Raw genomic sequence first — 16,886 nt, forward strand, 5'->3', positions numbered from 1 at the left:
AAAGTAGTACCTCAAGTACGACAAGTGAAACAAGCAATACAAATGAAAGCAACACACCAAGTACAACCAGTAAAACAAGTAGTACCAGCGAAAGTAGTGCTTCAAGTACGACAAGTGAAAGCAGTAGTACCAGCGAAAGCAGCACGCCAAGCACGACAAGTGAGAGCAGTAGTACGAGTGAAAGCAGCACGCCAAGCACGACAAGTGAGAGCAGTAGTACGAGTGAAAGCAACACGCCAAGCACAACCAGCGAAACCAGTAGTACCAGCGAAAGTAGTGCTTCAAGTACGACCAGCGCAACCAACAGTACAAGTGAGAGTAGCACCCCAAGCACTGTAAACGAAAGCAGTCAAAACAAAGGCCAGAATTCTGTCATTTACGCGGTAGAGTCTAATCAAGATCCTAATGACGCTCAAAGTAATTCAAAGCCCTCTGCCAAGGCTAGTCAAACAAAGGAATCAGTAGCAGAAAACCAAGCAACTAAACAGATACAGACAAATCAAGAATCGTCAGGAACAGTCAAAAAAGCGGATAATACGACCAAAATTGCCAAGAAAAAATTCCCCAAAACAGGGGAACAATCTTCAGCAGTTGTGAGCTTCCTAGGCCTAAGCTTTTTATCGTTAGCCATAGCAACCTATTGTTTTAAAGTGAAAAGATAACTCTTTAAAAACGGATAAGTAAGCATCCTGAAACAAGAAATAGGACTTGTTTCAGGATGTTTTCATATAAAATTAAAAGAACTACAGTTTTTAGTGAAAAAATACACAAAAGTACTTGAATTTCTGTGATATAAGGGTAAAGTAAAGGAGGACAAAAAACAAAGGAAGTGAAATGTTTGTATACACCAGATGAAATTTTAAGTATTAGTATTGAAAATGGTCAGAAAAAAATTCAAAAGCCTTTGGTAGCAAAACTCATTTTAGGATTTATCGGCGGTGCCATGATTTCCCTCGGCTATTTGGCTTATGTGCGTGTTTCCGCCTCTATTCCAGCAGATTTAGCCAGTGTTCAAGCTTTAGTGGGAGCTGCGGTTTTCCCGATTGGTCTAATTGTTATTTTAATGGCTGGCGGTGAGTTAATCACAGGAAATATGATGGCGGTGAGTACGGCTTGGTTTGCTAAAAAGGTCTCTTTCAGAGAATTACTCGTGAACTGGGTCACAATTACATTGGCAAATATGGTTGGCGCCCTATTTGTTGCCTATTTTTTTGGCCATTATTTAGGTTTAACCAGTAGCGGCGCCTATTTAAATCAGGTTCTTTCTCTTGCAGAACATAAAGTTGCAGCAACTTGGCTTCAAGCAATTATTTCAGGTATTGGCTGTAACTGGTTCGTAGGTCTGGCCTTATGGCTTTGTTATGGTGCGAAAGATGCAGCGGGGAAACTATTAGGCATCTGGTTTCCAGTAATGATTTTTGTTGCAATTGGCTTTCAGCATAGTGTGGCGAATGCATTCATCATTCCAGCCGCAATTTTCGAAGGCGGCGTTCAGTGGGGGGATTTTTTCCGTAATTTTGTTTTTGTTTATTTAGGTAATATCATTGGTGGCGCTATTTTTGTTTCTGGCTTTTACTATTTAAGCTATCGCAAACATTAAATCCATTTAGCAGATAAAAACCTGCACAAAGGCTAAATACCTTTGTGCAGGTTTTTTCTTTTTAAACAAAAAGGAAAACGGTTGAAAAATTATTGCTAGATTTTTAAAACAATGTTACATTAATGTTACAAAAAGATTTCTGGAGGTAACGAAAAATGAAAAAAATTGCTTTGTTCAGTATGTTAACGTTCAGTGTATTGTCTTTAAGTCTAGCAGGATGTGGAAACAAAAAAACAGCAAGCACAAATGATTCTAAGCCAAAGCAAGAAACAAAGAAAGCCACGCAGAAATCCTCTAGCCAACAAGAAATGAAAAGTAGTCATTCGTCTGTCACGGGTCAAAATTCTAATGTGACAGGGGAAAATCCGTCAGAAAATGCCACGCAGCCTTCTGCAGGAACTGATGAAACGAATGAAGTCCCTCAAAACCAAGCACCTGATACAAACATTACAATTACCAATGTTGTTTTCAATCCTGAAAGAAATGAAATTAATGGTACTACATTACCTAATGCAACCATTACAGCAACGGTAGTCGGTGATGCTTCTGCACAAGCAGGTGTTTTTTATGCGGATGCCAATGGCAATTTTACAGTAATTAGTCCCAGAGCGGGAGCGACTACTCAATTAATCGCAACCGTTGATCAACGGAATAGTGCACCTGTCCAAATTGATATTCCAAGTTCAGGACAAGAAGCAGCGCTTTCTTTTAGCAATATTACGATTGATCCGAAACAAGGGACAATTTCTGGTAAAACAGCACCGAATGCAACTATTTTAGTGTCACGTGCAGATGATGCGCGGGTGATTTTAGCAAGTTTTACTGCGGATGCCCAAGGGAATTTCACAGCCAGTAATTTAGTTCCCGGCACAAAAAATCGCTTAGATGTTACGTTAAATGGAGAAATAGGGACACCTTACTTGTTTGATTTACCAAATTAAAATAGAAGAGAAGTGATCAAAGCCACCAACGCTAGTTAGCGTTGGTGGCTTTGATGGTTTAAGCTTCTTCTTTTTTATGATTGCGGATATGTAAATAGATGGTATTTTTTGAAATACCTAATCGATCGGCAATCTTTATGACAGAATCTTTGAGATTAAAAATTCCTTGATCATATAAACGAATAACAATTTCTTTATTTTGATTCAAATGTGATACATTTGGATCGCTTTCTACTGCTTGTTTTACTTTTGTCAGTGAAGTAGTGATTAATTCGTCAATATTGTCAGAAAAATGTTCAGAATTTTTAAGCTCTTGGGACATATCATTTTGTTGTCCTGAAGGTAATAAGTCTTGCAAGTAATCAATTAATGGCATTTCTAAATGCATATTGATACAGATCAATCCAATAATACGATCATTTTCACCGATAACTGGAATGGTGGAAGATTTTAAAATAACCCCTTTTTGATTTTTATTGTAGTAGGGTTTCACAGCGTAATCATGTTCCGACTCTACTTGACTTAACATTTTTAACGCCATATCAGTAATGGGGGCACCTTCCTTGCGGTTACTGAAATGGCCATTGATGACTTTGATAGCCGAACTTTCCAAATTTTCTAAACTATGAAGAATGACTTCATGGGTACTACCAAAGAAGTTCCCTAATCCATCAAGCATTAAGGCATGTGAATGTAAGATTTGTTTATCTACTTCACTTAAACGTAAATATGACTCCAAGTGATATCCTCCCCTACACTGAAATTAATTTTAGTGTAATACTTTTTTAATGGAAAAGCAATAAGATTCTTTACGTTAAAAAAATACATTGACTAAACTTTTGTTTAGTCGTATACTCTGAATGTGGAATGAAATTTTTGTTACTCATTGTACTTTAGTTCATCGGAATGCTCGCTCATTCTTTCACTTGTTGAGCAATAAAAATTTTATTCAGGAGTACCATCCGTTATAAAAAAATATAGTTGGAGGCAAAGAAATGAAAACGTTATCAGGAATCTTGATGTTAGTCTTAGTTTTATGTGGCATGTCCCTATTCTCTTTTAAAGCACCGCGAGGGAAAAAATCTTTAAGTGCTTTGTCTGGTGCAGCTTGTGCCACCTTTCTACCAGAGGCATTTTTGCGGTATGCAGTAGGCGGCGTTTTTCATTTAGATTATGTGTCGCAAATTGGTGAAACTATGGGTAGTCTAGGTGGTTTAGCAGCTGGAGCTCTTGTGCCGCTCGCTTTCGGGATTAGTCCAGTTTTTTCAATTATTTTAGGTCTGTCATTGATTAAAGTCAGCTTGTTACCAGCCTTTATTACCGCATATCTTTTATCTTTTGTTGTTGAGCAGATGCAAAAACGTATTCCAGAAGGGATTGACTTATTAGTCGTTATTTTAGTCATTCCAGTCGCTGCTTCGTTAGTTGCTGGTTTTATTCAACCCGTTGTATTAGGTGTCCTAGAAGTTATTGGGGGCACGATTTTAAGTGCAGTAGATGGCAATCCATATGTGATGGGCGCAATTTTAGGTGCTATTATCCCGATTGTTGGTATGACACCGTTAAGTTCAATGGTTTTAACTGCCTTGATTGGTTTGACTGGTGTACCAATGGCTGTCGGTGCGTTGACTTGTTACGGCAGTTCCATTGTCAATGCGGCGCTATTTAAAAAGTTAAAACTAGGCACAGCTTCAACCCCGTTAGCTGTGGCAATTGAGCCATTAACACAAGTCGATATCATCAGCTCCAATCCAATTCCTATTTACGCAACGAATTTATTTTCAGGAATGGTTAGTGGTATTGTAGTGACTTTCTTTGGCTTAAAAGTACCTGTGACAGGAATGGCAACGCCGTGGGCTGGTTTACTTGTGACATTAGGTAACAATGCCATTCAAACGACTTTACTAGCAGTAGCGATTATCACAGTGGTCAGTCTGATGTTTGGATTTTTAGGTGCGCTGGTCTTTAAACGTTACAGAATTGAAGCGGTGGATAATACACCAGAATTTGAAGGAACGACGGAAGTAACCAGTGAAAAAGAAAAAGAAGCAGTAAAAACCAAAGGAGGAGTTACGTATGAACACAGCTATGGCCATCAATAAACCTAAAAAAGTGAACAAAGTAATGAACTACAAAAGTTGTTTTGACATTATCGGTCCTATTATGATTGGTCCTTCTAGTTCGCATACAGCTGGGGCCTTAGCGATTGGCTTAGCGGCAAGAAAGTTATTCGGCGGAACGCCAGAAAAAATTGTGATTAAATACTATGAATCTTTTGCAGACACGCATAAAGGACATGGAACTGATTTTGCAATTATTGGCGGAATTCTTGGACTAGCAGCAGATGATGCCAACGTAACACAATCCATTGAACTTGCGGAAGAACAAGGAATCGAGATTCAATTTTTAGAAATGAGTGAAGAAAGTCCAGTGAAGCATGCTAATACAGCATGTGTGACACTCAGTGATGCAACGCACGAAATTCATTTAACAGGAATTTCTGTAGGTGGCGGCACTATCGAGGTGAAATACATTGAATTAGACGGTTTCAATGTCCAACTACATGGTCCTTTACCTATTTTGTTAGTCATTAATCAAGAAGAGCAGGCGATGCAAGCTTTTAAAGATACGTTACAAAAAAATAATATTCAAGTGAATGCGGTGTCTCGTTATGTGGAAGGGAATCAAATTTTATTCATCTTTGACTTAGATTCGGCACCAATTTCCTCGGTGAAAGAACAACTGTTTTCACTAGATGACACATCGAAAATAATCTTATTATGATAGGAGTTTGACATATGTATCTTTCGATTGAAGAATTTATCGATAAAGCTGAAAAAACAGGAAAAAAAATCTCTGATTTAATGATTGAGCAAGAAATGGAACGTAGCCAAAAAAGCTATGAAGAAATTTGGACACAGATGGGTCAAAATTTGGATGTCATGGATGCTGCTGTCAAACGCTCGCAAGAAGGAGCAGGCGTTTTTTCTCCTACTGGGTTAACGGGCGGTGATGCGGCTCGTTTAAAAAAATACCGCGCAGCTGGCAAAACGTTATCAGGTGATTTAATGATGTCTGCAGTTCAAGCCGCACTAGGTACTAATGAAGTCAATGCAGCAATGGGCGTTGTTTGCGCAACGCCAACCGCTGGTGCAAGTGGCACCTTACCAGGGGTTTTAACAGCGATTAAAAATACCTTGAATTTAACGCGTGATCAACAAATTCGTTTCTTGTTTACCAGTTCTTTATTTGGAATGGTCACAGCCAACAATGCGATGATTGCTGGTGCTGTTGGTGGATGTCAAGCCGAAGTAGGCAGTGCTTCAGCGATGGCCGCCGCTGCAGCTGTTGAAGCGGCTGGCGGAACACCACGCCAATCTTCTGAAGCTTTTGCTATGGCTTTAGGGAATTTATTAGGTTTAGTTTGTGACCCAGTGGCTGGGTTAGTCGAAATTCCTTGTGTTAAACGAAATACAGTAGGTGCAGGCAATGCGTTAATCGCTGCAGATATGGCTTTAGCTGGAATTGTAAATAAAATACCAGCAGATGAAGTGGTGGAAGCCATGAATAAAGTCGGCCGTCAATTACCACGAGAATTGAGAGAAACGGGTTTAGGTGGCTTAGCTGGCACAGCGACTGGCCAACGAATGAAGAATGAGATTTTTGAAAAAGTAAAATTCACCATTGTTTAAAATTTAATCATGAAGAGGGAAATAAGATGCTGGATATGAAAAAAATTCGCCAAAATGTAGAAGTGGTACAGAAAAAGTTAAAAACACGTGGTGTGGACGAGGAAGTTTTATTACGCTTTTTGGCTTTAGATGAAGAACGGAGAGCGTTACTTGTTAAAGTTGAAGAACTGAAAAAACACCGTAATCAGGTATCAGGAGAAATTGCACAATTAAAGCGTGCACAAAAAGATGCTTCACAACAGTTGCTAAATATGCAAGAAGTTAGCGAGCAAATTAAAGTTTTAGACCAAGAAGTTGTTCATTTGCAAGAACAATGCACAGCCATTGCAGAACGTCTGCCTAACTTACCTCATGAGAGCGTGCCTGTTGGCGCAGACGAAGCCGCCAACGTAGAAGTTCGGCGGTGGAGTACGCCGAAAACTTTTTCATTTGAACCGAAACCACATTGGGAAATCGGTGAAGCCTTAGGAATTTTAGATTTTGAAAGAGGCGCGAAAGTATCTGGTAGCCGTTTTCTTTATTACAAAGGCTTAGGGGCTCGTTTAGAACGAGCGGTCTATAATTTTATGTTAGATCAACATGTTAATGAACATGGTTATACCGAGGTGATTCCTCCTTATTTGGTCAATAGCAAAGCAATGTTTGGCACCGGTCAGTTTCCTAAGTTCAAAGAAGATGTCTTCCAAGTTGCAGAAAGTGATTTGACGCTGATCCCCACAGCGGAAGTCCCATTAACTAACTACTATAATAATGAAATTTTAGATGCGCAAGAGTTACCGATTTATTTCACTGCTTTAAGTCCTTCTTTTCGTTCGGAAGCGGGTAGCGCAGGCCGTGATACCCGAGGATTAATTCGTTTACACCAGTTCCATAAAGTAGAAATGGTTAAATTTAGTGATGCAGAACACTCTTATGAAGAATTAGAAAAAATGACCAACAATGCTGGAGACATTTTAGAAAAATTGGGCCTCCCTTATCGAGTGATTACTCTTTCGACAGGTGACATGGGCTTCTCGGCAGCGAAAACCTATGATTTAGAAGTTTGGATTCCGGCACAGAAAACGTATCGAGAAATTAGTTCTTGTTCAAACTGTGAAGACTTCCAAGCACGTCGGGCGTTGATTCGTTATCGTGATAAAACGGGTCATGTTCAATATGCCCACACTCTTAATGGGTCAGGACTTGCTGTTGGTCGAACAGTGGCTGCCATTTTGGAAAATTATCAAAATGAAGATGGCACCGTAACGATTCCAGAAGTTCTACGTCCTTATATGGGCGGTTTAACGAAAATAGATTAAAAAAGAAGGTTGATGTCACAACATCAACCTTCTTTTTTAATTCGTTAAATCCGTTAACCAATGCCCAATTTCTTGAAAAACTGTTGCTTTTTCCGTTTCTAATAAAATTTCATGACGCAATGTGGGAAATAGTCGTAACGTCACGTGCTGAAAACCTGCATGCTTTAATTGCTTTTGAATTTTCGCTGGCCCCTTGCTGAAATCACCAACTGGGTCTTCAGCGCCACTAATGATCAAAATAGGCAATTCTTTTGGGATCGCTTGGTACCAATTCTTTTGATTGGCTCGTTTAACAAGTGAAAAAAGGGTAGCAAAACCATTATTGGTAAATACGAAGCCCATTAATGGGTCATTTTCATAGTCAGCCACATTGGCTTGATTTTTAGAAAGCCAATTAAAGGAACTTGCTTCAGGAAATTTTTTACTAAAAGAACCAAATGCCAGCTTATCAATGAACGGAGCTGGTTTTTTCGGCTGTTTCTCGGCCATTTTTTTAATAAAAGGCAATGCTGCGGTTAAAGGTAACGGACTTGTTCCAGTGCCCATGAAAATGACTCCTTGCACAGTCACAGGATAGTCTTGCAGATAGTTGCGCAAGGCGAAAGACCCCATGCTGTGACCCATCATAAAATAGGGCAATTGTGGATAGCGATTCACAGCCCATTGTTTCACTTGATGAATATCTGTAACGACATTTTCAGGCCCTTGTTCTCCAAAAAAACCATAGATCGGTGCGCTTGGTTGTACAGATTCGCCATGACCTAGATGATCATGACCAATTACGGCAAACCCTAATTGATTTAAAAAACGAGCAAATTCATCATAACGTTGGATATGCTCTGCCATGCCGTGAATCAATTGAACTACGGCTTTGGGTGAAGGGCAGGGCCAATGACGTACATTGAGCTGAGTTTGTTGATCGTTTGAAGTGAGTATGAATTGTTCAGTCATAAGAAACCCTTTCTTTGCTTTTTGATTATTATACAAAAAAAAGACGGTGTTCAAAAGAAAAACTCATGAGAAAACGCCTCAGCTTTCACTGAGACGCCTTTTTTTATTTATCTTTAATAAAAATAGCAATGATGTCAAAAAATAGTCGATTTTACTAAGTGATGAATTATGGGTGGTACAAATACTGCTGGAAATAGTTGTTAACTTCAAGGGCATCTTCTTTATTTTTTGAAAGAATTAAGATGGTATCATCCCCAGCGATGCAGCCCAAGATATGAGGGTTGTGGATACGTATGCGATCAATTAAAACCCCAATGGCTTGCCCGTTGCCAGGTAAGACGGTTAAAAGATTTGTGAACTCTATTTGTGTTAAAGAAACACCAGTTTCAATAATAATGTCAACAAGACGTTCTTCATCTGTTTTATATTTTGGACGAAGGGCAGAATTATTCAAGATACGATAATAGGCTTCTCCTTGACCATTGTCTACTTTGTTTAAATTCAGCTCACGAATGTCACGAGAAATAGTTGCTTGTGTGGTGTGAATATTTTCTTTTTCCAATAATGCTAGTAATTCACTTTGTGTATGGATTTCATTTTCTGTGACCAATCGCTTAATCATCGTTTGGCGTTTTAATCGGTTCATTACTTTCCTCCAGTTCAGTTAATCATGCAAAAAAACATCATTGCTGTTATTTAAAACGGTGCCAGTAATTCCCTAAAATCACTGTACAACGTTTTACTAAATTGTGCAAGTCTCACTTTTTTAAATGCGAAATATCCGACAAAATCAATGAGAACCTTTTAGCTAAACGACCCTTTTTCTATTCTAATAAGAGAGATTCTGCTAGTATTGCTTTGTAAATGTCTGGAGGAAGGGTGTTATTTGTGAATAAGCAAACACGCCAAAGTTTGATTAAAGAAATCATTCAAACAACTGTAATTCATAGTCAAAATGAGTTGTTAAGAGAATTAAAAAAGCGCGAGATAAATGTCGCACAAGCAACGATTTCACGGGATTTATGGGAATTAAAAGTCGTCAAAGCATTGGATGAGTCTGGCGAGATGCGGTTAACGATTTTTGAACAATTCACTTCTTTAGAAGAACGAAAAAAAGAACAGTTGATACAAGCAATTCGTGAGGTAGTGACCAAAGTTGAACGTGTCGCCTTTTTACTAGTGGTTCATACATTACCAGACAACGCAACATTGTTTTCAGCTGTACTTGATGAAGTGTCTTTGTGTGAAAAGAAATGTTCTGTCGCTGGCTTCGACACTGTTATTATTGTTTCATCATCCGAGGAAAAAGCACAAGAACTAGAGCAGTATTTTCAACAATTTATTCAGCCAACACCTTTGTCAAAAAGTAACGCATAAAAGTAAGGGAGCCAGAAGTCGTTTTGACTTCTGGCTCCCTTACTTTTCCTTACTTTTACCTCTATAAGATTATAACTTTATGAAATGCATGGAGAAATATTTTTTTTTGAATAAATGCATTTTTTTTTATTTAATTATGCATTATTTTTTTAGAATATCTATGAAAGCGCATTCTTTTAGGCTTGAAATATACATAAGAAAGAATACCGTTGCATATTTAGTATTTTGTTTGGCAAATGGCTCACGTCCTAGGTTAATCAGGTCTGTTATTCTGTGTTTGTAATTAAGTTGAGGAGGTTATTTCACATGAGTCATCCAATTAATGTATTTTCTGAAATCGGGAAATTGAAAACAGTGATGTTACATCGTCCAGGTAAGGAATTAGAAAATTTAATGCCAGATTATCTGGAGAGACTGTTGTTTGATGATATTCCGTTTTTAGAAAAAGCACAAGCAGAACATGATGCATTTGCAGAGTTGTTACGATCAAAAGATATCGAAGTGGTCTATTTAGAGGACTTAGCTGCTGAAGCGTTGATTAATGAAGAGGTCCGCCGACAATTTATTGACCAATTCTTAGAAGAAGCCAATATTCGCAGTGAATCAGCAAAAGAAAAAGTTAGAGAGTTAATGTTAGAAATTGACGACAACGAAGAACTGATTCAAAAAGCGATTGCTGGCATTCAAAAACAAGAATTACCTAAATATGAGCAAGAATTTTTAACAGATATGGTTGAAGCGGATTATCCATTCATTATTGATCCAATGCCTAACTTATACTTCACGCGTGATAACTTTGCGACAATGGGGCACGGGATTTCTTTAAATCATATGTATTCAGTAACTCGACAACGGGAAACCATTTTTGGGCAATACATTTTTGATTATCATCCTCGTTTTGCTGGAAAAGAGGTTCCTAGAGTCTATGATCGTTCAGAATCAACCAGAATTGAAGGTGGCGATGAATTAATTCTTTCAAAAGAAGTGGTGGCCATTGGGATTTCTCAAAGAACGGATGCCGCGTCAATTGAAAAAATTGCGAGAAATATTTTTGAACAAAAATTAGGGTTCAAAAATATCTTGGCTTTTGATATCGGTGAACATCGTAAATTCATGCATTTAGATACCGTTTTTACCATGATTGACTATGATAAATTTACGATTCATCCAGAAATCGAAGGCGGCTTGGTTGTTTACTCGATCACTGAAAAAGCAGATGGAGACATCCAAATTACAAAAGAAAAAGATACATTAGATAACATTTTATGCAAATACTTGCATTTAGACAATGTTCAATTAATCCGTTGCGGCGCTGGAAATTTAACAGCAGCAGCCCGTGAACAATGGAACGACGGTTCAAATACATTAGCAATTGCCCCTGGGGAAGTTGTTGTTTACGATCGGAATACGATTACGAATAAAGCGCTAGAAGAAGCAGGCGTGAAATTGAATTACATTCCAGGAAGTGAACTAGTACGTGGCCGTGGTGGCCCTCGTTGTATGAGTATGCCACTTTACCGTGAAGATCTTTAAAAAACACCCAAAAATAGGAGGAATCATCATGAATTCAGTATTTCAAGGACGTAGTTTATTAGCAGAAAAAGATTTTACAAGAGCAGAATTAGAGTATTTGGTAGACTTCAGTATTCACTTAAAAGAATTGAAGAAAAAAGGGATTCCACATCACTATTTAGAAGGAAAAAATATCGCTCTTTTATTTGAAAAAACTTCGACACGGACACGCTCTGCATTTACTACAGCAGCGATTGATTTAGGGGCACATCCTGAGTATTTAGGCGCCAACGATATTCAATTAGGTAAAAAAGAATCTGTTGAAGATACAGCGATTGTTTTAGGTAGTATGTTTGACGGGATTGAGTTCCGTGGGTTTAGTCAAGAAGTAGTGGAAGATTTAGCGAAATATTCTGGTGTTCCTGTTTGGAATGGTTTAACGGATCAATGGCATCCAACACAAATGATTGCGGACTTTATGACAGTGAAAGAAAACTTTGGCCGTTTAGAAGGAATCACTTTAGTATATGTCGGCGATGGCCGTAACAACATGGCAAACAGCTTGTTAGTGACAGGTGCTATTTTAGGCGTAAATGTTCGCATTTGTGCACCAAAAGAATTGTTCCCTTCTGATGAAGTCGTTAATTATGCAAAAGAATTTGCGAAAGAATCTGGTGCAGAATTAATGATTACAGACGACGTTGCTAAAGGTGTTAAAGGAGCCAACGTGTTATATACAGACGTTTGGGTGTCCATGGGTGAAGAAGATAAATTTGAAGAACGTGTCAATCTGTTGAAACCTTATCAAATTAATATGGCTATGTTAGAAAAAACCGAAAACATGGATGGCGATTTAATCGTATTACACTGTTTGCCAGCCTTTCATGATACGAAAACACAATACGGAGAAATGGTTGCTGAAAAATTCGGCATTACTGAAATGGAAATCACGGATGAAGTCTTCCGCAGTAAATATGGTCGTCAATTTGAAGAAGCAGAAAACAGAATGCATTCTATTAAAGCGATCATGGCAGCTACTTTAGGCAACTTATTCATTCCTCGTGTGTAGGAAGCAACTGAAAAAACATTGAAAAAAGAATAGTTGTTTCGCCCTTTAAGAGATTCTTTTGAAGGGCGGCCTATTCTTTATTATGATAGGAAAGAAGGATTTGTAATGGGGAAAAAAATGGTCGTTGCACTAGGCGGAAATGCCATCCTTTCAAATGATGCTAGCGCACACGCACAACAGCAAGCATTAGTTCAAACATCTGCCTATTTAGTTCATTTAATTAAACAAGGGCATCGGTTGATTGTTTCACATGGCAATGGTCCACAAGTCGGTAATCTATTATTGCAACAACAAGCAGCTGATTCTGAAAAAAATCCAGCGATGCCGCTAGATACGTGTGTTGCTATGACACAAGGAAGTATCGGCTACTGGTTGTCCAATGCGCTTAATCAAGAATTAAACAAAGCAGGAATCAAGAAACAAGTGGCTACTGTTTTAACACAGGTGGTCGTAGATCCAGCAGATGAGGCATTCAAAAATCCAACAAAACCGATCGGTCCATTTTTAACAGAAGCTGAAGCCAAAGAAGCAATGCAAGCAGGTGCTATTTTTAAAGAAGATGCAGGACGTGGCTGGCGCAAAGTCGTTCCAAGTCCTAAGCCAATTGACATCCACGAGGCTGAGACTATTAATACCTTAATAAAAAATGATATAATTACCATTTCATGTGGTGGTGGCGGCATCCCTGTCGTAGGACAAGAATTAAAAGGTGTCGAAGCAGTAATCGATAAAGATTTTGCTTCTGAAAAACTAGCAGAATTAGTAGATGCGGATGCACTAGTTATTTTAACTGGCGTGGATTATGTGTGCATTAATTATGGCAAACCAGATGAAAAACAATTAACCAATGTCACTGTAGCAGAGTTGGAAGAATACAAACAAGCGGGTCATTTTGCACCAGGTAGTATGTTACCGAAAATTGAAGCCGCCATTCAGTTTGTAGAAAGCCAACCCAATAAACAAGCAATTATCACTTCTTTGGAAAACTTAGGAAGTATGAGCGGCGATGAAATCGTAGGAACGGTTGTGACAAAATAAAGTATAGTATTTAGGAGAATTAAGATGATGATAGAGAAAATAATCACTAAAAATAATCAAGATTTTCAATACTTTTCTGAATCAGAACTAACAGAATTGCGCAACGAGAGTTTCGTTCGCTCCTATAAAAAAGGCCAAGTCCTTTTTTATCCAGGTGATCCGAGAAATCATTTGATTTTACTGGTTTCAGGTGTCATTAAAATTGAAAAAAATGATCGCAGTGGTAATTTTTCCTATCTGCATTTTATGAAAAAGCAGGCTCTTTTTCCGAGAATCGGACTGTTTCAAGATGAGGTTCATTACGACTCCGCGATTGCCTATACGGATATTGAGGTTGTGTTTGTGCCAGTTAAACTGTTTGAGCGTTTTCTCCAAAATAATCCCCAGCAATTGATTCATTGGATTCAAGAACAATCGGTCCTTTTAAAAGAAAGCATGATCAAAATCCAAAAAGGAACAACCAATGATGCATGTGAACGGATTGTGACATCACTGGCGATGTTATTAAATGATTTAGGAGAACGAATTGACAACAGGGAACGCGTTGCAATTACTTGTCCAATTACCATTAATGACATTGCACGGATGAGTGGAACTACGCGGGAAACAGCAAGCAGTGTTATGAAAAAATTAGTCCAAATGAACCGTATTAGCTACAGTCATAAATTCTTAACTTTTCTAGATACGCCATTCTTTATTGATCGATTGAGTAATTAATCATAGAGAAGGGAGATACAGGAAAGTAGGTTCCTGTATAAAAGGATATGGCAGAAAAAAAGAAGAAAAACAAAAAACAGCTTTCGTCTTTTAGTATTTTATTTATTATTTTAATTGTTTTAGGTATCGTAACGGTCTTGCTAAATGGCCAGCCATTTACCCCAAGAGAAATTGATGGCAAAATGGTTGACCACGTGGTAGGGGCCAAATTATCGGATATTATCATGGCTCCATTCAATGGGTTTAAAGATGCCATTGAAATTAATATTTTTATTTTAGTACTCGGTGGCTTTTTAAATATTGTGACACAAACTGGGGCTCTTGAAGCAGGGATTCAATCAGTCGTTAAAAAGTTAAAAGGGAACGAATTGAAAATCATTCCGATTTTAATGATTTTATTTTCTATTGGTGGTTCGACTTATGGAATGGCAGAAGAAACAATTCCTTTTTATGGTTTATTGAGTGCCACCATGGTCGCCGCTGGTTTTGATACGTTTGTCGCAGTGGGTACTGTACTATTGGGTGCAGGATCAGGTGTTATCGGTTCAACGGTTAACCCTTTCTCCACAGGGGTAGCGATGGATGCGTTGCGAGGTATTGGCATTCAGCCGAATACAGGAATTATTTTAATTGTCGGTGCTATTTTGTGGGCGGCCTCTACTAGCTATTCTATTTTCATTGTGATGCGTTATGCGAAAAAAGTGAAGGCTGACAAAGGTTCAACAATTTTATCTTTACAAGAACAAGAGGATATGGAAAAAACGTATGGACAAGCAGCGTCGAAAGAAATGCCATTTACGAATCGTCATAAAAAAATCTTAATGGTATTCGCTTTCTGTTTTGTCATTATGATTGTTTCCTTAATTCCATGGAACGACTTTGGAGTGACGATTTTCAAAGGCTGGACGTCTGTTTTAACAGGCAACAGTTTCGGTGACTGGTACTTTGGCGACTTAGCGATGTGGTTCTTCCTTTTAGGGATCATTGCTGCCTTGATTGGTCGCTTTACTGAAAAAGAAACCATTGAAGCATTTATCGACGGTGCCAAAGATATGTTATCCGTTGTTTTAATTATCGTAGTTGCTCGCGGGGCATCTGTTTTGATGTCTAAAACGTATTTAGATTCATTTATCCTTGATAAAGCGGCAGGCTTATTACAAGGACTCTCCCCAGTCTTATTTGTCATCGGTGCCTTTGTTTTATACTTAGGTTTATCTTTCCTAATTCCTTCAACTTCTGGTTTAGCGTACGTTTCTATTCCTGTAATGGGTGCGTTAGCTAAAAACATTGGTTTAAGTCCAGAAGTGATGGTTATGATTTTTGCTTCAGGTTGTGGCTTGATTAATTTGATCACGCCAACATCTGGTGTTGTAATGGGTGGTTTGGAAATTTCCAAAGTTCAATATGCCACTTGGACAAAATTCATGGCCAAACCAATGATTGTCTTAGGCTTAATTAACCTAATTATCTTAATTGGCGCGATGTTACTCTTTAGCTAATCAAAAATTTTTTATGTTAGGGCTTCGGCTTTCGGAAAAAAGAAGAAGCAATGAAACAACAGCGACTACCTAAAAGTAGTCGCTGTTGTTTCATTTTGATAGTTGTTGAATTAACAATTTTGCGACAGCGCGGACAGAAAAAGGATTTTGCCCAGTGATTATACGGCCATCTTGATACGCAAATTCTTTATAGGGACGCTTTTTCGCAAAAGTAGCACCATGTTCTTTGGCAATTGTTTCGTTTAAGAAAGGAACAACTGCTTTTTTCATGGCTAAAATTTCTTCTGCAGTTGTGAAGCCAGTAATGGTTTTATCTGCAATCAAATAATTTCCTGACGCATCTTTGACATTTAAAAGACCAGCAATTCCGTGACAAACAGAAGTTAGGTATTTGCCCTGTTCGTAAAGGCTACGAGTGATTGCTTGCAACTGAGGATTATCAGGAAAGTCCCACATAACGCCATGGCCTCCTGTAAAGTAAATCGCTGCGTATTCATCTGGATCAATTTCTTCAAGAGAGAGGGAATGCGCTAGCGCTCGTTCTTGAAAATCGGCACTTTCATAAACCGCCATAATGGATGAATCTACATATTTCATACTCCGGGGATCCAAAGGGACATAGCCTCCTTGGGGACTAACATAGTCAACTGAAAATCCTGCTTTGGTTACTTCTTCCACGAACTCCGTGGCTTCACCTAGCCAGAGGCCCGTTGGTTCTTCGGTGCCGTGATAACGGGAAACGTTTGTGAGGACCACGAGAATTTTTTTCATGCTTGCTTCCTCCCTGGCATAATCGACGTAATGTGGGTCAATAGTTGTTGGAGTTGCTCAATTTTGGTGGTATCGTGAGAAAGTGAGTAATAATTTTTAGTTCCTTCACTGCGACAATCAATTAATTTGGCTTGTTTCAAAATTTTTAAGTGGTGAGAAACAGCGGGACGTGAGAGTTGTGTCGCCTCTGTTAACTCAGTGACACGACGGCCAACACAGGCCTGGTCTTCTAACAGTGCAATAATAATTGCTTGGCGTTTTTCATCACCCAATGCGATTAAAAAATCACTAAGCGCAGTAAATTCTGTTTGAATTCCTTCTAATTCTTTCATATTCTTCCGCCTCTTTGGTTCGTATTTTTAAACGATTAAACCATTTTTCGTGTTTTTTGTCAATAAAATACGCTGAGGGCTGAAACTTG

17 protein-coding genes and 1 pseudogene are annotated in these 16,886 nt (G+C 38.5%); 13 read left to right on the forward strand and 5 right to left on the reverse strand.

Translation table 11 applies throughout. The features are described from left to right. Positions 1 to 17 precede the first annotated feature (17 nt). The 3 genes and pseudogenes from IGJ37_RS00435 to IGJ37_RS00445 form a co-directional block, all read left to right on the forward strand. Positions 18 to 662: pseudogene (locus IGJ37_RS00435) on the forward strand (LPXTG cell wall anchor domain-containing protein); the annotation flags it as partial. Positions 663 to 838: 176 nt separating this feature from the next. Further along, a complete protein-coding gene (locus tag IGJ37_RS00440) occupies positions 839 to 1,600 on the forward strand; it encodes a formate/nitrite transporter family protein (RefSeq protein ID WP_010707950.1) in 762 nt (253 codons plus the stop codon). Positions 1,601 to 1,755: 155 nt separating this feature from the next. Next, entirely contained in the window at positions 1,756 to 2,541 is a 786-nt protein-coding gene (locus tag IGJ37_RS00445; protein WP_002356118.1) for a lipoprotein, read from the forward strand. 58 nt (positions 2,542 to 2,599) lie between these two features. Here IGJ37_RS00445 and IGJ37_RS00450 read toward each other — a convergent pair whose 3' ends face one another. Further along, positions 2,600 to 3,220 carry a helix-turn-helix transcriptional regulator gene (locus IGJ37_RS00450; RefSeq protein WP_002383467.1) on the reverse strand — a complete coding sequence of 207 codons (621 nt, stop codon included), beginning with the start codon at positions 3,218 to 3,220 and terminating at the stop codon, positions 2,600 to 2,602. Positions 3,221 to 3,536: 316 nt separating this feature from the next. On the opposite strand from IGJ37_RS00450, the gene IGJ37_RS00455 reads away from it, so the two are divergent. The 4 genes from IGJ37_RS00455 to serS are packed head-to-tail and all read left to right on the forward strand — an operon-like array spanning position 3,537 to position 7,531. Then, a complete protein-coding gene (locus IGJ37_RS00455; RefSeq protein WP_002383466.1) occupies positions 3,537 to 4,643 on the forward strand; it encodes a PTS sugar transporter subunit IIC in 1,107 nt (368 codons plus the stop codon). Next, positions 4,630 to 5,325: an L-serine ammonia-lyase, iron-sulfur-dependent subunit beta gene (gene sdaAB / locus IGJ37_RS00460; RefSeq protein ID WP_002387470.1), complete on the forward strand. Its 696-nt coding sequence runs from the start codon at positions 4,630 to 4,632 to the stop codon at positions 5,323 to 5,325. The genes IGJ37_RS00455 and sdaAB overlap by 14 nt, the downstream gene beginning before the upstream one ends. A gap of 14 nt (positions 5,326 to 5,339) precedes the next feature. Continuing rightward, on the forward strand, positions 5,340 to 6,233 hold the full coding sequence (gene sdaAA, locus IGJ37_RS00465) for an L-serine ammonia-lyase, iron-sulfur-dependent, subunit alpha (protein ID WP_002356122.1): 894 nt from the start codon (positions 5,340 to 5,342) through the stop codon (positions 6,231 to 6,233). Between the two features lie 26 nt (positions 6,234 to 6,259). Then, positions 6,260 to 7,531 carry a serine--tRNA ligase gene (gene serS, locus IGJ37_RS00470; protein ID WP_002356123.1) on the forward strand — a complete coding sequence of 424 codons (1,272 nt, stop codon included), beginning with the start codon at positions 6,260 to 6,262 and terminating at the stop codon, positions 7,529 to 7,531. 36 nt (positions 7,532 to 7,567) lie between these two features. Here serS and IGJ37_RS00475 read toward each other — a convergent pair whose 3' ends face one another. Then, positions 7,568 to 8,518, reverse strand: a complete 951-nt coding sequence (locus IGJ37_RS00475; protein ID WP_002373779.1) for an alpha/beta hydrolase — start codon at positions 8,516 to 8,518, stop codon at positions 7,568 to 7,570. A gap of 130 nt (positions 8,519 to 8,648) precedes the next feature. Beyond that, complete coding sequence (locus IGJ37_RS00480) at positions 8,649 to 9,128, reverse strand: arginine repressor (RefSeq protein ID WP_002356125.1); 480 nt, start codon at positions 9,126 to 9,128, stop codon at positions 8,649 to 8,651. Between the two features lie 218 nt (positions 9,129 to 9,346). Here IGJ37_RS00480 and IGJ37_RS00485 point away from each other — a divergent pair, with 218 nt between their 5' ends. From IGJ37_RS00485 to IGJ37_RS00510, 6 genes are all read left to right on the forward strand, one after another. Beyond that, a complete protein-coding gene (locus IGJ37_RS00485) occupies positions 9,347 to 9,859 on the forward strand; it encodes an arginine repressor (RefSeq protein WP_002387472.1) in 513 nt (170 codons plus the stop codon). Positions 9,860 to 10,165: 306 nt separating this feature from the next. Further along, positions 10,166 to 11,392, forward strand: coding sequence for an arginine deiminase (arcA, locus tag IGJ37_RS00490; RefSeq protein ID WP_002356129.1), 1,227 nt, complete (start codon positions 10,166 to 10,168; stop codon positions 11,390 to 11,392). Between the two features lie 25 nt (positions 11,393 to 11,417). Further along, positions 11,418 to 12,440 (forward strand): ornithine carbamoyltransferase, encoded by a 1,023-nt coding sequence (gene argF / locus IGJ37_RS00495; protein WP_160747730.1) that lies wholly within the window; start codon positions 11,418 to 11,420, stop codon positions 12,438 to 12,440. A gap of 105 nt (positions 12,441 to 12,545) precedes the next feature. Then, positions 12,546 to 13,478, forward strand: a complete 933-nt coding sequence (gene arcC, locus IGJ37_RS00500; RefSeq protein WP_002356132.1) for a carbamate kinase — start codon at positions 12,546 to 12,548, stop codon at positions 13,476 to 13,478. A 24-nt stretch (positions 13,479 to 13,502) separates the two neighbouring features. Continuing rightward, a complete protein-coding gene (locus IGJ37_RS00505) occupies positions 13,503 to 14,195 on the forward strand; it encodes a Crp/Fnr family transcriptional regulator (RefSeq protein WP_002356133.1) in 693 nt (230 codons plus the stop codon). Positions 14,196 to 14,242: 47 nt separating this feature from the next. After that, positions 14,243 to 15,694, forward strand: a complete 1,452-nt coding sequence (locus tag IGJ37_RS00510) for a YfcC family protein (protein ID WP_002356134.1) — start codon at positions 14,243 to 14,245, stop codon at positions 15,692 to 15,694. Between the two features lie 90 nt (positions 15,695 to 15,784). Here the strand turns inward: IGJ37_RS00510 and IGJ37_RS00515 are convergent, their stop codons facing one another. Then, positions 15,785 to 16,465 (reverse strand): type 1 glutamine amidotransferase domain-containing protein, encoded by a 681-nt coding sequence (locus tag IGJ37_RS00515; protein ID WP_002356135.1) that lies wholly within the window; start codon positions 16,463 to 16,465, stop codon positions 15,785 to 15,787. After that, positions 16,462 to 16,797, reverse strand: a complete 336-nt coding sequence (locus tag IGJ37_RS00520; RefSeq protein ID WP_002359261.1) for an ArsR/SmtB family transcription factor — start codon at positions 16,795 to 16,797, stop codon at positions 16,462 to 16,464. Before IGJ37_RS00520 ends, IGJ37_RS00515 begins: the two co-directional genes overlap by 4 nt. Positions 16,798 to 16,886 lie beyond the last annotated feature (89 nt).

This window comes from Enterococcus sp. AZ104, from assembly GCF_050546705.1.
Classification (GTDB): Bacteria; Bacillota; Bacilli; order Lactobacillales; family Enterococcaceae; genus Enterococcus; species Enterococcus faecalis.